A 16081-nucleotide genomic window follows, 5' to 3' on the forward strand; every position below is an offset into this window, starting at 1 on the left:
CTGGCCGGGACCTCGCCGACCACAGGTTTTTCCGTGCGGCGGGTGGCCGACGGGCCCCCGGCCCACCGGGCCGGCCGCGCGGTACGGGTTCCCGCTCAGGAGTCGTCGTCGACGATCTTCCGGGCCTTCGCCATGGCCCGCTGGTCGTCGGCGCGCCGTGCGTCCAGCGCCTTCTTGTTCTTGCTGATGGCGGTCTTCTGCGCGCGGCTCTCGACGGCGTGCACGGCCTGGATGAAGCCGGTGTCGAGCTTGCACCGGGCGTCCGCGGCGGCGGTCTTCTTCTCCTTCTGCGACGGCTCCTCACCACGGAACCAGTCGGAGTCGGTCGACGCCTGGTCCGGGTCGGAGTAGCGGAAGCCCTTGTCCTTCATGCAGTCCGACCACTCGCGCTCGGCCTTCTTCCAGGCGGGGTCCTTCCGCGCTTGCTTGTGCGCCTGGTACCAGTACTGCGCGGGGAGCGAGTAGTAGCCGCTGAGCCGCACGCCGCCGATCTTCGTGGGCTTGGGCTCGGGGCCGTAGATCTTCCGCACCGCCTCGCCCATGCACCCCTTCTCGGGAATGGGGTGGCCGTGCGCCCGGTGGCTGTCGCCGGACTCGAACGTGCCGGTGAGGGCCGCGTACTGGTCGGCGGGCCACTCCATCGGCTGGGCGTCGGACTCGTCCCGCCGCGCGTTGTGGTAGCCGCGCTCGGCCGCCAGGTCGGGGTCGTCCACACCGTACGGGCTGGAGTCCCCGACCCTGCTGCCGCTCGCGAGGGTGCCCTGTCGCACCGGGTAGGTCGACTCGACGGTCCTGGTGTCGAGCGTCTTGAAACCGGTGAACCCGAGCCGGACCATGCACCGCTTGGCGAGGATCCACTGTGCCGTGCCGACGGCCTTGCCGTCGCGGGACGTCGCGTCCGGTATGTAGGCGTTCAGCGGGAACGACTTCATGGTGTTGAGGCGGCGGGCCTCGTCACCGGGGTCGTCGTCGCCGACGAACTGGCACGCCGACACGGCGAGCAGGCCGGTGAGAGCAAGGGGGAGGATTTTACGCACGCGGTCATACGACCAGGCAGGGATCATGCGCGCTGTGATGGAAGCCACAGTTCCGGCACATGGTGTTCACAGAAGCCCCATGTGATCTCCGTCATGGCCGCCCCGGTCCGGCGTCTGGTGGAGTGAGCCCCCGTCAACTGACCACTGACAGAGGGGGGAACCATGACCAACGGCCAGGGAACCCGGGTACGCGCAAGAGCCGCCGTCGCCGTGGCGGCCGGTGCCGTCCTCGGAGCGGGTGTCCTCGCGACCGCTCCCGCCCAGGCGGCCACGGCGCCGGCCGCGGCCTCCGCCCAGCGCTCCGCCGCCGCGGCACCGCAGGTGTCGGCCCAGGGCGCGTACGCCATGAACCCGGCGACGGGCAAGCAGCTCTTCGGCAAGGCGCCGGACGGGCAGCTGCGGACCGGCTCCACCACGAAGATCATGACGGCGCTCGTGGTGCTGTCGCAGCGGAACGTGGACCTCGGGAAGAAGGTGAAGATCAAGAGGGAGTACACCGACTACGTCATCGACCCGGTGACGCACGTCCAGCGGTACTCCAGCGCCAATCTGATCCTCGGCGACTCGATGAAGGTGGGCGACCTGCTGTACGGCCTGCTGCTGCCCTCGGGCTGCGACGCGGCCTACGCGCTCGCGGACACCTACGGCACGGGCTCGACGACGGCCCAGCGGACCAAGTCCTTCATCGGCAAGATGAACGCCAAGGCGCGCGAACTCGGCCTGAAGAACACCCACTTCGACTCCTTCGACGGGGTGTCCAACGGCAAGAACCACTCCTCGCCGCGTGACCTGGCCAAGCTGGCCGGGGTCGCACTGAAGAACAAGACGTTCAAGAAGGTCGTCGGCACCAAGGTCTACGACGACATGCAGTCGTACCGGCCCGGCGGCGGGACGCACGCCATGAAGCCGTGGAGCAACTCGAACAAGCTCCTCACCTCCTACCGGGGCGCGTTCGGCGTGAAGACCGGCTCCGGCCCGGAGGCGAAGTTCTGCCTGGTGTTCGCGGCCACCCGTGGTTCGAAGACGGTCGTGGGCACGATTCTCGCCGACACGTCGGCGGACCAGCGTTTCAAGGACGCGGCGAAGATCCTGGACTACGGCTTCACCCAGCGGGGCTGAGCCGGACCGGGGGGACCCGCGGGTCCCCCCGGCACCCCGGCCGGGCCGGGTCCGTCCGGGCCACGCGGGCAGCCCTTTCGGGGCGAGGCCCCGCGGCAGGACCGTGAGCGAACGGCGCCGACGGCATCGGCGACCGCGCGACGGGCGTGGCGGGGGCGGCGGGGGCGGCGGACCTGGCCGACGCGTATGCCGAGTGGTGGGACGGGGACGACGCGGACCAAGGCGTGGCCTGGAACCCGCTCGTCTCACACGGGACGGCGAGCGTCTTCCGACCCGGGATCCGTGACCTGCCCACCCTGCCGCGGCCGGCGCTCGGAGATCGCTCCGGCGACGATCCCGAGGGTCACGGCGGCGAGGCCGAGACCGACGACGCCCGTGTTGATCCAGAAGTAGCCGGGGCTGCTCGGAGCGGCGCTGCCGTCGGCCAGGACACAGTCGAAGCGGAGCGGCACCCAGGAGGCCTTCTGGCCGACGAGCACACCGGGCGGGAAGTCGTCGCGGCACTCGTGGGCCGGTGAGGAGTCCGCGCCGGAGGACGACTCGTGCACGGAGAGCGCGACCGATCCCGCGCCCAGGAAATACAGGACGACCGTGGCCCAGCCCGCCATCCACGCCGACCAGCGCACCAGGTCGAGCCGCCAGTCAGGGCGCCTGCCGGGCATCGCCACGGACAGGAGCTTGACGATGACGGCGATCACCCAGGCGGGGATCGCCACCAGGGCCGGGAAGAGCAGGAAGCCGAAGAGGATGCCGAGCGCCGAATCATCGTCCATCGAGCGATCCCAGCAGCACCGCCCCGCCCGGACCGTGACGGAAGCCACAGTTCCAGTCACAGCCTCGTCACAGGCCGGGGTGTGAGGGGCGAGGGTTCGAAGAGGGGGGCTGTGGGGCGGGGTTGGACACTCTGGCCGGGCCGGGGCGCGAGGTCCCGGGGCTCGTGGGGCTGGGCCCCGGGACGAGGGCTGGGCGCCGGAACTGGGGCGGGCGCCGGTGGCTACGACAGCTGGGACTGGACCTGGCTGGAGATCAGCTCCAGGTGGTCCAGATCGCCGAGGTCCAGCACCTGGAGGTAGATCCGCTGGGAACCGATCTCCGCGTACCGGCCGATCTTGTCGACGACCTCGGACGGGGAACCGGCCAGCCCGTTGGCCTTCAGCTCGTCCACCTCACGGCCGATCGCGGCGGCGCGCCGGGCCACCTCCTGGTCGTCCTTGCCGACGCAGACGACGAGCGCGTTGGAGTACGTCAGGTCGTCCGCGTCGCGGCCCGCCTGCACCGCGGCGGCCCGCACCCGGCCGAACTGCCGCTCGCTGTCCTCGATCGAGGCGAACGGGATGTTGAACTCGTCGGCGTACCGGGCGGCGAGCCGCGGGGTCCGGGTCGCACCATGGCCGCCGATGAGCACCGGGACCTTCTTCTGGGCGGGCTTGGGCAGCGCCGGGGAGTCGGTGAGGTCGTAGTACGCGCCGTGGAAGTCGAAGGTCTTGCCGACCTCCGTCGCCCACAGCCCGGTGACGATCGCGAGCTGCTCCTCCAGCCGCGCGAACTTCTCCTTCGGGAAGGGGATGCCGTACGCCTTGTGCTCCTCCTCGAACCAGCCCGCGCCGAGGCCGAGTTCGACCCGGCCGCCGGACATCTGGTCGACCTGGGCGACCTGGATGGCGAGTACGCCGGGGAGGCGGAAGGTACCGGCGGTCATCAGCGTGCCGAGGCGGATGCGCTTGGTCTCGCGGGCGAGACCGGCGAGGGTGATCCAGGCGTCCGTCGGGCCGGGCAGGCCGTCCACGCTGCCCATGCGGAGGTAGTGGTCGGAACGGAAGAAGGCGTCGAAGCCCAAGTCCTCGGTGGCCTTGGCCACGGCGAGCAGGGTGTCGTAGGTGGCCCCCTGCTGGGGCTCGGTGAAGATTCGAAGGTCCATACATCTATCCTGCACGGCGCCGCCCGCGTCGACCGCGCCGGTACCGTCCGGCACGGCCGTCCCCGGTCGGGTGAAATTCGCCCACCCCGCGCGCGGGCCTCGCTCCGGTCCGGTGACCGGCCCCGACGGTGATCGTTGGGCCGTCGGAGCCGGACCGTCCGGCGCCCGCGCCGGACGGTGGCTTCCGTCGCGCGTCACCGCTCCGGCCCCGGCGGGCCGGGGGCCGAGGAGGCCGTCATGTCCGAAGAGTCCGTTCCCCAGCAGGGAGGCCCCGCCGGCCGGCCGAAGGGGTTGCTGGAGCAGATGGAGGAGCTGATGGCGGCACTGAACGCGGACCTGTCAGCCCTGGCGGACCTCCAGGCCGGGGGCCCGGCGCCGGGCACGGCCGACGAGACGGACCGAGACGGACCGAGACGGACCGAGATGGGCTGAGACGGCCGGCGCGGTGACGCACCGGGTGACGGCTCAGGGCGCCGACGTCACGAGGACCGAGCGCGCAGGCGCGGCGGCGGTTCGGTGCGGATCGCGGCGGGGCCGCCGGGCGAACCGCCCCGGTCACGCAACCTCCGAGGGAACCCCCCGGTCACACGCCCGACGGGCTGTCCTGGATGTCCTCCGGCAGGACCTCCTCACGGGCCGCCAGCTTGCGCAGCATCTCCAGGACCCGGTCACGGGACTCGTCCGCCGCGTCGATCGCCTCCATGCACTGCCAGTACGTCGTCTCGTCGGCCGCGGCGCTGGCCATGCCGACCAGGGCTATGCCGACCTCGCCGAGCAGACCGCCGAGGCAGAGCAGGGTCTCGCGGGCGTCGTCGAGCTGGGTGAGCTGGGCGGCGCGCAGGTCGCCGGGGTCGAGTTCGGGCGGGTCCAGGACTCCGCAGCCACGGCCCGCCAGCTCCGTCAGTCCCAGTGCCTCGCCGCGCAGTTCCGGCGGGCCGGACACCGCGAGGCGGCTCCCGATCGCCTGTGCCAGCGCCTGCGCCTGCCAGACCTCCGCCATCATCTCCGCCGCGTCGGCGCCACCCGCCAGGGCTCGCCTGCTCGTGAGAATGAGCCGTACCGCGTCCATCCGTGCCCCCGTCCCTCCACCGCGCCACCCTCGCACGGCTGCCCGAACTCCCTTGTTCACTACCCAGCGTGAGGGACCCTGGGGCGAAAAGCCAGAGGAAGACGGAAATCTGTGGACAACAATTCGGATTCGACCGGTGATTTGACTCCACAGAGTAATAACGGAATTTAGCGCTCCGATTGCTGGTCCCCGGAGCCGGGAAGCGGAAAGCGGCCCTCGTTGCGGTCGATCTTCGCGGCCAGCGCGGCGAGCGGGTCGATGCCGAGGACCTCGCAGAACTGGAGCAGATAGGCCAGGACGTCGGCGACCTCGTCGGTGACGCGGTGGGCCGTGCCGGGGTCGTCCATCACTCGGGCGGACTCCTCGGGCGTCAGCCACTGGAAGATCTCGACCAGTTCGGAGGCCTCCACCGAGAGGGCGGCGACGAGGTTCTTGGGCGTGTGGTAGGGCTGCCAGTTCCGCGCGGCGGCGAACTCGGCCAGTCTGCGCTGGAGTCGGGCCAGGCCGGGATCGGGGTGTTCGGTCACGGGTTCAGGTGTACCACCGTGACACCGGGGGTCCTGGTGGCCCACGAGGCGTCGCTCACCGCGGCCACACAGCGGATGTGCCCCCGCTCGCCCATCCGCGCGGCCACCGTCAGCAACTCCCGCCGCTGGCGCGGATCCAGGCCGCGGTCGAAGCCGTCGACGAGGACGGTGAGCGTCCGCAGGGCGTCGGGCACCTCGCCCGGGGTGTCCACGTCGAGCACGCCGGGCCCGGTCAGCAGCACCAGTGTCAGCGCGAGGTAGCGCAGTTCGCCGTCGCCCAGCCGGGCGAGTTCGCTGCGGAAGCCGTCGCCGCGGTCGAGCAGCGCCCGTACCGTGCCGTCGGCCAGCGGCTCGGCGACCAGGTCGGTCACCCGCCCGGCACAGCCCGCGCGCAGTGCCTCGACCAGTTGGCCGTGCCGCCGGCCGCACTCCGCGCGCGTGCGCCACAGCACGTCGGCGAGGTTGTCGCAGCCGCGCAGCAGCCGGCCCGAGCCGGTGGGGACGGGGGCGCGCATGTACTCGGGGCGCGGATCGCAGGGGAAGACGGAGCGCAGGGCGACGACCATCTGCTCGGCGGCGGCGAGCACATGGCGCTGGCCGTCCGTCTTGCCGGCCACGCGCAGCGGCAGCAGGGCGGTGCCCAGGCGGTCGTCGGGGAGCGGGGCGCGGGTGACCGGGGCGGAGCCGGCGGTGTGCCAGGCGGCCTGGACGGTCCGGCGTCCGGGGTCACGCAGGGCGGTCTCCAGCAGGACGACTCCGCGCGCGGTCAGCCGCTCCCCCACGATCCGCAGGTACGGCTCGGCCTGGACGGCGAGGTCGAGCCGGACCGGGCCCTCGGCGCCGTCGGCCGTGCAGCCGATCCGGAATCCCCGCCGCCCCTCCGCGTCGGGGCGGGCCCGTTCCGGCACGCAGGCGGCCGGGTCCGGGAACGCCTCCCCGAGGGGGGCGCCGCCGCCGAGCCGTGCCAGCGCCTCGTACGCGGCGAGTGCGGTGGTCTTGCCGGCCCCGCTGGGCCCCGCGAACACGGTGACCGGGCCGAGCGGGAACCCGGCCCGCCGGTGCCCGGCGAAGGCCGACAGCCGTAGTTCGGTGATCCGGGAGCGGATGTCGGGGGACGGACGGGACTGCGCGGGGGGAAGGGGGGCGGCGGACGCGTCGGCCGCCGGCGGCTCAGCGGACACGGAGGGCACGGCCATATGCGGACCGTAGGCCTCCGCCTGTACGCCGAACCGTTTCACTGCCGGACGTTCCTACGATCGGGGGACCTGACGGCAACCGACATCCCGCGCAGACCAGGAATTTTGCAGAAGATGACGCTCTTGTGGTCGTTGTCGGTGCTCACCGTTACTCTGCCGGGGTGTACGAGGAGTTCGAGATGGGCGATCCGGCGGCGCGCAGGCGTGCGGCGATCGCCGCGGAGAAGGACCGGCTGGCCCGCGACCGTGAGCGGCGCGAATCCCGCGACCGCACGGCGGTCAGCGGCTTCCTGCGCCGGAAGTGGGCCTGGCTGGGCGTGACCGGCGACGCCGTCACCGCCGTGCACGGCGTTCTGGACGAACTCTCGGCCGTACCGGGCCTGCCCGCCGACACGCGCGCCGTGCTGCGGGCCGCGGCCGCCGGCGCACCCGACCGCGAGGCGCTCCTCCCGGCGGTGCGCAGGGCGCTGGAACACGCGGCTCCCGAAGAAGTGCTGGCGCACGTACGGGCACTGTGGGACGCGGACATTCCGTGGCTGACCGACGCGGGAGCGGAGCGCTGCCGGGTGATCTGCTCCAGCGCGCCGAGCCTGCTGCTCGTCAGCGGCCGGGCGCGCGCCGTCTCCGGCGGTGCGGCCTTCTCCCTCTTCGCGGCCGCCGCCACCCGCGGCGCCGTCCCCGTGCCCACGCGCCATCTGCCCGACATCCTGTCCTGGGCGCCGCTGCCCGTCCTGGACGACCTGGTGGACCACGGCGGTCTGCTGCCCGAGGACAGGCCGTGGGCCGACCGGGACCCGGACGAGGCGCTCTACCTGCGCGCACGCCTCGTGCCGGGCAAGGTCACCGCGCAGGAGGCGGCCGCCCTGGAGTGGACGGACTACCTGCGGCGCGAGGCGTTCCTGAGCGGTGCGCGCCTGGAGCGGCTGGACCCCGCCGATCTGTGGGACCTGCTGTACGACGTCGTCGCCGACGGGGACGTCACACGGATCGACGAGCTCGACGCCCTGCTGCCCCGCACTCAGCAGATCCAGCTCCGGGACCTCAGGTCCGGGGCGATCAACGGGGAATGGCCGCGCGAGACGGTCGCCGACACGGGGCTGTGGCTGCTGATGGCCAGCTTGTGGCAGCCGCGGGAGAGCGTCAGTCCCCAACTGAGCCCCTTCCACGCGCTGGTGGCGCTGAACCGCGCGTACGACCTGCTGAAGGCGGGCCGGCTGGAGGAGGCCGGGCAGCAGGCGGCACGGTTCGAGAAGGGCGGCACCGGCAGGAAGCCCGGCACCGGACTGCGTCAGGAGGCGCTCACCATAAGGGCGTACGTCGCCGCGGTGGAGGGCGACCTCGCTCAGGCCGAGGCGCTCACGGAGGCCGCCGTCGGGCTGGGTGAGCAGGCCGAGGCCAATCTGGCTCTGGTGCGCACTTGGAGGGCCACGCCGAAGAACAGGCGCGACCGGGTCACCAACCCGTTCATCGAACTCGGACTGGACCATGGCTCGTTCCGGTGGGAGAAGCACTGCCGGGAGCTGTTCCGCGAGGCCGAGGGCGACCACACCGAGCAGGCCCGGATCAACGACGCGGAGGAGCGCATCCGCGCCGCGCAGGGCGCCGAGGCGGGTCTGTCGGTCTTCTTCCGGATCCCCCTGGAGCCCGACCGCTATCTGATGCCGGACTCGGTTCCCGCCACGCTCGTACCGCCGGTGGCGGCGCTGCCACGGCGCACGCCCGCGGTGAGCGGCGCGGAACTGGAGCGGATCCGGGCGCGCGCCGCCGTGGAACTCCTCGACGATCTGCGCAGCACGCCACCACGTCTCGACCGCCACGACCGACGGGCCTGATCACCGCCCGGCCGTTCTCCACACCCTCTCTGCGAGGTAACCGTCCGCGATGTCCCCCAGCAAGAACCCCTCCCGATCGACCGGCTCCCGGGGCCGGTCAGCCGACCAGAAGGCCGCGCCGAGGAAGGCCGCCGCCAGGAAGAGGGTCGACAAGGCCGACCGCCCCGGACGCATCTGTCCGGCGTGCGGCGGTGTGCAGCCCGGGTCGGAGGGGCGCGCCAAGACCCCCAAGCCCACCGGTCTGCGCATACGCCAGGCCGGCCGCGCGGCCACCGCCCGGCCGGCACCGGCCACGGCCGCGAAACGACCGGGTTCCACCGAAGCAGCGGTGGAGCCCACCGCAACGCCCGCACCCGCCGAGGCCACCGAACCGCCCGCGCCCGCCGAGGCCCCGGCGGCGCCCGCCCGGGTCCCGGTGGACGCGCCCACGCTGATCAAGGGCATCGTCGAACGCGTCCCCGCCGCCCTCGCGGAGTCCGCGGCGGGCGACACGCCCCCGTCGGGCGCGCTGACCGCGGCCGTGCGCAAGGCCGTTCTGGACGAGTTCCGCACCCGCGCGGCCTTCACCGGCCGCGTGGCCGAGATGGACGCCCTGCTGTGGACACAGCCGGACCACGGCGGCCCCGCCGTCCGCGCCTCGATGGCGGACCATCTCAAGGCCCTCGGGATCCGGCGGCTGGACGCACCGGACCGGGCGGAGGCGTTCGTCGTCACGGAGGGGACGGGCGATGCCTTCGAGCTGCTCCGCCCCGCCTACGTCGACGATCTGACGGGCAAGGTCATCCTGGCCGGTCAGCTCCGGCGGATCGCGCCGGACGCGGCACAGCACACCACGGGAGAAGACGCATGACCGCCACCGGTATCGACTTCGGCACCACGAACTCGGTGGCCGCGCAGTGGACCGGTGGCGAGTTCGCCGAGGTGCTGGAGATCGGCGGCCACGGACTGGACGCCACCTGGCGCCGTCCGGGCTTCGAGCTGCTGTACCCGTCGGTGGTCGGCACCAGTTCGCTGCGCACCGGCACCCTGTTCGGCTGGGAGGCCAAGCTGCGTTCCGAGCGCGCCGTGGAGGCGTGCAAGCGGATGCTGCGCGAGGAACCCCTCGTCACCATCGGGGGCGAGCGGTTCGCCGCCACCACCGCCGCTGCCGCGGTGTTCCGGTCGATGGTCGTCGCCGCGCAGGACGAGGCGGCCACGGACATCGACGAGGCGGTCATCACCGTACCGGCCAACGCCACCGGCGCGGCCCGGTTCCGTACCCGGGAGGCGGCCCGGGCCGCGGGCATCAGGGTGCGCGCCCTGCTGAACGAGCCGACCGCCGCGGCCATCGCCTACGCCCACTACCTGGAGGAGGAGGGCGAGTTCCTGGTCTTCGACTGGGGCGGCGGCACGATGGACGCCACCCTCCTGCTGCACGACGACGGCTTCTTCGACGAGAAGGCCAGCCGTGGTGTCAACCGGCTCGGCGGCCTGGAGATCGACGAACGGCTGCGCCGGATGGTCCTGGAGCGGTCCCCCGCGCAGCGGGCCTGGACGGAGTCGGAGAAGCGGCAGTTCCGGCTCGACATCGAACGCAGCAAGATCCTGCTGTCCCAGCAGGAGTCGGTCAGCGTGCTGACCCCGGACGGCGTGTCGGTGGAGATCGGCCAGGACGAGTTCTCGTACGAGATCCAGGACCTGATCACCCGGGCGCTGGAGCCCGTCGAGGAGTGCCTCGCCCAGGCACAGCTCGACCCCGAGGACCTGACCGCCGTGCTGATGATCGGCGGCAGCAGCCAGATTCCGGCGGTGCGCGCCGCGGTCGCCGAGGCGCTCGACCGGGATCCGGTGTCCGTCGAGGCGTTCGACCCGATGACGGCGGTGGCCGAGGGTGCGGCGATCTGCGCCGCCGCCATGGCCGGGGAACTGAGCAGCATCATCCGGGTCGTCAACACGCACGCGCTCGGCACGGTCACGACCGGGAGCGACGGCAGCAGGCAGTTCAGCACCCTGATCCCGCGCAACCTGCGGCTGCCCCAGCAGCGCGTGAAGTCGTACGAGCCCAACAAGGACAACGTCACCAAGCTGACGGTCGAGGTCTGGGAAGGTGCGCCGGACCGGCCGGTCGAGCACCCGGACAACGTCAAGCTGACCGAGCTCCAGCTCACGTACCCGGAGCCCTGCCGTGACCGGAGCGAGGGCGTCTTCGACCTGGAGTTCACCTACAGCAAGGAGGGGCTGCTGTCGGTCGAGGCGACCCTGCAGCGCACCGGCGAGGTCGTGCTCAACGGTGAGGTCAAGGTGTTCGGTGACGGCGCGGTGGAGCCGGAGGTGACCAAGGAGCTCGAACGGCTGCTGGCCCTGTCCCCGGCCGCGCGGCCGGTGCCGAAGCCCACGCATCCGCAGACCCCGGCGGGCAGGCCGCGGCAGGCCGGCGAGTCCACCGAGCCACTGGTCGTGGACGGCTCCAACCTCGCCTGGAACGGCAGACCGCCGCGCACGCAGGGCGGCCGGCCGAGCTTCGCGGCGCTCCAGGCGGCGGTGACCGCGCTCCGGTTCAAGCACCCGCAGCGCGACATCCACGTGGTCGTGGACGCCTCCCTGCGGCACCAGGTCAGCGCGGAGGAACGGCCGCTGGTGGAGCAGGCGGTCGCGGAGCACCACGTCGTGCAGCCGCCGGCCGGCACGGAGGGCCGGGGTGACGCGTTGGTCATCAGCATCGCCGAGGAAGTGGGCGGCATCATCGTCTCCAACGACAACTTCGCCCCGTTCCAGAAGGACAGCCCCTGGCTGCTGAGCAAGGGGCGCGTCATGGGAGCGACGCAGTCGCACGGTGTGTGGGTGTTCACCGCCCGCACCCCGAACCCGGCGACGGGAGCCGTGCGGCACTGAGCACACGCTTCTCGCCGGCCCCGCGCCTCACGGCCACTCCCTGGGAGAGGGCCGCGGGGCGCGGCGCCGGGGCCGGACCCGGTTGCCGTGCCGGGGCGGCAGTCCGCGCTCCGCCGGGGCCGTGCCGCGTACGGCTGGATCCCGCATCACACACCGCCGTGGCCGCACCACGCACCATCGAACCGTGCGGCACAGGCCGGAGCCCGCATCGTGCACCACCGTGGCCCCACCACGCGCCGTCAGAACCGCACCGCGCACGGCCAGAGCCCGCATCGTGCAGCGCCGTGGCCTCACCACACGCCGTCAGAACCGCACCGCGCACGGCCAGAGCCCGCACCGTGCACCGCCGAGACCCGCACCGCACGCCGCCGTGGCCCCACCACGCCATCAGAACTGCATCCTGCACGGCCCCCAACCGCATCGTGCACCACCGTGGCCGCACCACGCGCCGTCGCAACCCCGCCGCACACGGCCGGAACTCACACCGCGCACGCCGAGACCCGCACCGCTCACCTTCGGCGCCCGCATCGCGCACGCCCGAGACCCGGGGCGCGCACCGCCGAAGCCCCCGGTGCACGCCCGAGCCCCGGGACGCGCACCGCCGAAGCCCCCGCAGCCGAGCCCCGGGACGCGCACCGCCGAAGCCCCCGCAGCACGCCCGGGACCCGGGAGGCGCACCGCCGGAATCCCCGCTGCACGCCCGAGCCCCGGGACGCGCACCGCCGGAATCCCCGCAGCACGCCCGAGACCCCGGGTCAGAGCACCGCCGAAGCCCCCGGTGCACGGGCGCGCACCGCCGAAGCCCCCGCGGCAAACCCAGGACCGGGGCGGGGCGAACCGGCGGCGGCCCCGCGGCGCGGCCGGCCCCGGCCGGTGCCGTGGGGCGCGTGTCGGTGTGGGGGTCGTTCAGCCGCCCGAGATCGCCGCGCCCTCCATGAGTCCGCTGACCTCCGTCCCGGGCGGCGTGAGGAGGAAGACGTTCCGGTCGACGCGGTGCATACCGCTGCCCAGCCCGAAGACGACGCCCGTGCTGAAGTCGAGGACGCGCTTGGCGACGTCGCCCTCCGCGCCGGACAGGTCGAGCAGCACCGGCGCTCCGGCCATCAGGGTCTCGGCGACCTCCCGGGCGTCCGCGAAGACGTTGACGCGCAGGACCACGAACCGGCGCCGCGTCTCGGTCTCGGCGTCGGGCAGCGAGCGGTGGTTCACCGCGGACGGCCAGGCGTCCCGGCCCCGCAGCGGCACGACCTGGGCGAGCCCTTCCCACTGTTCATCGGTGACGTCGTAACGGCTCACCGGCTCCCCCTGACCTGACTCGCACTCAATGCCTGCACCAGCCAATTCTTACGCCAAGTCACCCGTTCGGCCCAACAACGACACGGTGCGCGACCGGGCCGGCCGTATCTCACGCGTCACACACTGCGTCAGATGTGCGGATACGTCCGCTTCTTACCGGGCTCATACCCGACTCTTCATCGGTCTCCGCGCGTCGCTCACCCGCCGCCGCTAGCGTCGCGTGCCGTGCACTTGGCAGAGACACAGCAGGTGACACCCGGCCGGCGGACATCGTCGGTGGTGTCCGCCGATCCGGGGGCCCGCGCGGCGGCGCCGGACGGCCCCGCGCAGTGGCACCGCGTGCTGACACTCCTCGCCGACGTGAGCCTGTTCATCGGCACGCGCTCGGTGTGGACCCAGGCGGCCACGCACCGACTGGTCCTCGCGGGGGTCGTCTCGGTCTGCTACGCCTCGATCCTGGTGACCGGCGTGCTCGCCCTCACCGTCCGCCGGACGCGCTCGCTGGCCCGCCTGGACCTGGTCGTGCTGTCGACAGCGGTCACCCTCGCCCTGTGCGCCTGGGCGCTGAACCACGGCGGCGGCGACGAGGCGCTCCTCACCACCCAGGCCGCGCGGGAACTCGTCGCCGGGCACCCGGTGTACGACCAGCCCTGGCCCTGGCTGTTCCACGCCAAGGGCGTCGCGCTGACGCCGACCATGGACGGCGGGTACGACTTCACCTACGGCTATCCCCCACTGGCCCCGCTGCTCACCGCGCCCCTGCTGTGGCTGGGCCACGGCGGCGCCCCGGCGACGGCGGCGGCGACGGTCGCGCTGGTCGCCGGCACGGTGGCGCTGTGGCGGCTGCTCCCGGTGCCGTGGCGCTCGGCGGCGACGATGGCCTGCCTCGGCTTCGGCTTCCTGCCGACGTACGCCCGCCAGGGCTACCCGGCGATCATCGGCATGGTGCTGCTGCTGCCGGTGGTGGTGCGCTGGCCCCGGCTCGGCGCGCGTGGCCGGCTGGGCGCGGCCGGGATCGCGCGGGCCGCGTGCCTCGGCGCGGCGTGTGCCGCCCAGCAACTGCCGTGGTTCGTCACGCCGTTCCTGCTGGCCGGGATCTACGCCGTGCGGCGCGGCGAGCTGGGCGGCCGGGCGGCGGCGCGGGTGCTGCTGCGGATCGCGGGGACCGCGGCGCTCACCTGGCTGCTGATCAACGTGTACTTCGTCGTGAGCGAGCCGGGCCCGTGGCTGCGGGGCATCGCCCTGCCGCTGACCCAGGGCGCGGTGCTGCACGGCCAGGGACTGGTGGGCGTCTCGCTGTACTTCACCCACGGCAGCGACCGCCTCGACTGGTACGGCCGGGCGAGCGTGCTGCTCGCCGCCGCGCTGCTGGCGGTGTTCGTGCTGTTCGTCCGGCGGCTCGGGCCGGCCGCGACCGTGCTGCCCTGGTGCGCCTTCTACCTGGCGACCCGCTCCCAGGACGGCTACTACCTGATGATGACCCCGCTGTGGCTCGCGGCGGCTGTGACCGCGCCCCTGCCGGAGTTCGCCCACGCCTGGCAGCCGCGGCCCCGCCCGTTCACCGGCCCGCGCCGCCGGGCCGCACTGGCCGTGGCCGTCGTCGCGCTGATCACGCCCGCGCTGGCGAGCGCGACCCTGGCGGCGACGGGGACCCCGCCCCTGCGGATGGACGTCACGGCGGCCCGGCACGCATCGGCGCGGACCCTGTCCCGGCTGACCCTGCGGGTCACCAACACGGGCGGTACCGCGCTCACCCCGCACTACATGCTCAGCACCGGCCAGGGCATGAGCCGGTACTGGTCGCTGATGCGCGGCCCGGCGACGATTCCCGCGCGCAGCACGGCGGCCGTCGAACTCTGGGCGCCGTCCGGCGGCTTCCAGGTGCCCTCGAAGCCCGGCACCCGGCTCCGGCTGCGCGCCTTCACGGCGCACCCGCAGACGCTTTCCACCCGGGACGTGCGCCGGGCGGAGCTGGACCTCAGGCCGCCGCGCGGGTGAAGCGGAGCGCGGCCGTGACCGTGGTCAGGCCGCGCATCATGCCGAGCTGGTTCCAGACCATGCCGAACTGCTCGCGGTCCACGCTGAACTCCGTCTCCAGGGTCAGCGCGCCGGCGCTCACGCCGGTCAGGCGGGTGGTGAGGGAAAGGGGCCGGCTGACGCCCCGGACGGTGAGCTGTCCGGTGACCCGGACCGTGTCGCCGTCCAGCCGCTCCGCGCCGCGCACGGCGAAGGTGATCTCCGGGTGACGGTCGGTGTCGAAGAAGTCGGCCGACCGCAGGTGTACGTCCCGCTTGGCGCTCTTCGTGTCGAGGGTGGCCGCGTCCACGGTCACGGTGCCGGTGGCCGAGCCGTCGGGCCGGACCTCGCCGGTGCCGCCGACGCCGGTGAAGGCGCCCTTCACGGTGACCAGGCCCCACAGGGTCCTGTGCCGCAGGCCCACGGTGGACGCGGTCGGATCGAGCTGCCAGAGGCCTGTTTCCACGGCTGCGGTCATGGTCGTACTCCAATGTGAGGTGGTTCAAATTTGAATGACTAAGGGCGTCACGCTAACCCGTCATCCAAATTTGAACAACCCACCCCGCCCAGTATGGACCGCACTCGTACAAATTTGGACAACAGGTAGACTCGACACATGTCCGCCTCCGACGCGCACACCGCCGACCAGCCCCCCTGCCCCCTCGCGCACGGCGACGGGCTGCTCCCGGACGAGCTGCGCGCCTGGATGGTCCTGCTGGCCGCGACCGGCGCCGTGGAGCAGCGGCTGCGGTCTGTCGTGAAGGAGACCCTCGACGTCTCCCACGACGAGTTCCTGATCCTGTGCCTGCTGGCCGAGCAGCCGCGCACCGGACTGCGGATGACCCAGGTCGCCGATCTCCTCGGCCGCCCCAAGACCCGCCTCACCTACCAGATCGCCTGCCTCCAGCGGGCCGGACTGGTCAGCCGCAGATCCGTGTGCGGCGACAAGCGGGGCGTGCAGGTCGCCCTCACCGACAAGGCCCGCGACCTGCTGCGCGAGACCTCCGCCCTGCTCGCCGGAACCGTCCGCCAGGCCCTCGCCGACTCCATGGGCCCCGAGCAGCGAGCGGCCGTGAGCGCCCTCGTACCGGACCTGGAGACCGAGGCCCACTGAGCCGCCGGGCCCCGGAGAGACACAGGTCACCACCGCAAGAAGAGAAACCTCACAGCCCGTGCTCCGCCCTGGCTCCGACGCCCTGC

At 72.9% G+C, this 16081-nt stretch carries 15 protein-coding genes; 7 read left to right on the plus strand and 8 right to left on the minus strand.

The window, feature by feature from the left end; all coding sequences use genetic code 11:
• Window positions 1–95: 95 nt before the first annotated feature.
• The gene (locus tag OO52_RS21440; protein WP_030645196.1) at window positions 96–1037 is read right to left on the minus strand and encodes a hypothetical protein; all 942 of its coding nucleotides are present in this window, start codon (window positions 1035–1037) and stop codon (window positions 96–98) included.
• Window positions 1038–1199: 162 nt separating this feature from the next.
• Between OO52_RS21440 and OO52_RS21445 the strand changes: the two genes are divergently transcribed.
• On the plus strand, window positions 1200–2156 hold the full coding sequence (locus tag OO52_RS21445; RefSeq protein ID WP_030645198.1) for a D-alanyl-D-alanine carboxypeptidase family protein: 957 nt from the start codon (window positions 1200–1202) through the stop codon (window positions 2154–2156).
• A gap of 245 nt (window positions 2157–2401) precedes the next feature.
• Here the strand turns inward: OO52_RS21445 and OO52_RS21450 are convergent, their stop codons facing one another.
• Both OO52_RS21450 and OO52_RS21455 read right to left on the minus strand, forming a co-directional pair.
• A complete protein-coding gene (locus OO52_RS21450) occupies window positions 2402–2929 on the minus strand; it encodes a hypothetical protein (protein WP_030645200.1) in 528 nt (175 codons plus the stop codon).
• A gap of 221 nt (window positions 2930–3150) precedes the next feature.
• On the minus strand, window positions 3151–4074 hold the full coding sequence (locus OO52_RS21455; protein WP_030645202.1) for an LLM class F420-dependent oxidoreductase: 924 nt from the start codon (window positions 4072–4074) through the stop codon (window positions 3151–3153).
• A gap of 237 nt (window positions 4075–4311) precedes the next feature.
• Between OO52_RS21455 and OO52_RS21460 the strand changes: the two genes are divergently transcribed.
• Complete coding sequence (locus tag OO52_RS21460; RefSeq protein WP_030645204.1) at window positions 4312–4506, plus strand: hypothetical protein; 195 nt, start codon at window positions 4312–4314, stop codon at window positions 4504–4506.
• A 151-nt stretch (window positions 4507–4657) separates the two neighbouring features.
• Here OO52_RS21460 and OO52_RS21465 read toward each other — a convergent pair whose 3' ends face one another.
• The 3 genes from OO52_RS21465 to OO52_RS21475 form a co-directional block, all read right to left on the minus strand.
• Window positions 4658–5143: a DUF6099 family protein gene (locus tag OO52_RS21465; RefSeq protein WP_030645206.1), complete on the minus strand. Its 486-nt coding sequence runs from the start codon at window positions 5141–5143 to the stop codon at window positions 4658–4660.
• 167 nt (window positions 5144–5310) lie between these two features.
• On the minus strand, window positions 5311–5670 hold the full coding sequence (locus tag OO52_RS21470; protein ID WP_030645208.1) for a nucleotide pyrophosphohydrolase: 360 nt from the start codon (window positions 5668–5670) through the stop codon (window positions 5311–5313).
• On the minus strand, window positions 5667–6866 hold the full coding sequence (locus OO52_RS21475) for an AAA family ATPase (RefSeq protein WP_030645210.1): 1200 nt from the start codon (window positions 6864–6866) through the stop codon (window positions 5667–5669). The genes OO52_RS21470 and OO52_RS21475 overlap by 4 nt, the downstream gene beginning before the upstream one ends.
• A 161-nt stretch (window positions 6867–7027) precedes the next feature.
• Here OO52_RS21475 and OO52_RS21480 point away from each other — a divergent pair, with 161 nt between their 5' ends.
• From OO52_RS21480 to OO52_RS21490, 3 genes are read left to right on the plus strand one after another with little or no spacing between them, the layout of a single operon-like run.
• Window positions 7028–8698 (plus strand): hypothetical protein, encoded by a 1671-nt coding sequence (locus tag OO52_RS21480; RefSeq protein WP_030645212.1) that lies wholly within the window; start codon window positions 7028–7030, stop codon window positions 8696–8698.
• A gap of 49 nt (window positions 8699–8747) precedes the next feature.
• Window positions 8748–9548: a hypothetical protein gene (locus tag OO52_RS21485; protein ID WP_030645214.1), complete on the plus strand. Its 801-nt coding sequence runs from the start codon at window positions 8748–8750 to the stop codon at window positions 9546–9548.
• The gene (locus OO52_RS21490) at window positions 9545–11569 is read left to right on the plus strand and encodes an Hsp70 family protein (protein ID WP_030645220.1); all 2025 of its coding nucleotides are present in this window, start codon (window positions 9545–9547) and stop codon (window positions 11567–11569) included. The genes OO52_RS21485 and OO52_RS21490 overlap by 4 nt, the downstream gene beginning before the upstream one ends.
• 906 nt (window positions 11570–12475) lie before the next feature.
• On the opposite strand, the gene OO52_RS21495 is transcribed toward OO52_RS21490, so the two are convergent.
• On the minus strand, window positions 12476–12865 hold the full coding sequence (locus tag OO52_RS21495; protein WP_014675566.1) for a cell division protein SepF: 390 nt from the start codon (window positions 12863–12865) through the stop codon (window positions 12476–12478).
• A gap of 276 nt (window positions 12866–13141) precedes the next feature.
• On the opposite strand from OO52_RS21495, the gene OO52_RS21500 reads away from it, so the two are divergent.
• Window positions 13142–14863 carry a hypothetical protein gene (locus tag OO52_RS21500; protein ID WP_030645222.1) on the plus strand — a complete coding sequence of 574 codons (1722 nt, stop codon included), beginning with the start codon at window positions 13142–13144 and terminating at the stop codon, window positions 14861–14863.
• Here the strand turns inward: OO52_RS21500 and OO52_RS21505 are convergent.
• Window positions 14844–15359: a YceI family protein gene (locus tag OO52_RS21505; RefSeq protein WP_030645224.1), complete on the minus strand. Its 516-nt coding sequence runs from the start codon at window positions 15357–15359 to the stop codon at window positions 14844–14846. The two genes, OO52_RS21500 and OO52_RS21505, sit on opposite strands and share 20 nt — an antisense overlap.
• A 138-nt stretch (window positions 15360–15497) precedes the next feature.
• On the opposite strand from OO52_RS21505, the gene OO52_RS21510 reads away from it, so the two are divergent.
• Complete coding sequence (locus OO52_RS21510) at window positions 15498–15995, plus strand: MarR family winged helix-turn-helix transcriptional regulator (RefSeq protein ID WP_030645227.1); 498 nt, start codon at window positions 15498–15500, stop codon at window positions 15993–15995.
• Window positions 15996–16081: the final 86 nt, after the last annotated feature.

It is taken from the genome of Streptomyces flaveolus, assembly GCF_000716535.1.
GTDB classification, from domain to species: domain Bacteria; phylum Actinomycetota; class Actinomycetes; order Streptomycetales; family Streptomycetaceae; genus Streptomyces; species Streptomyces flaveolus_A.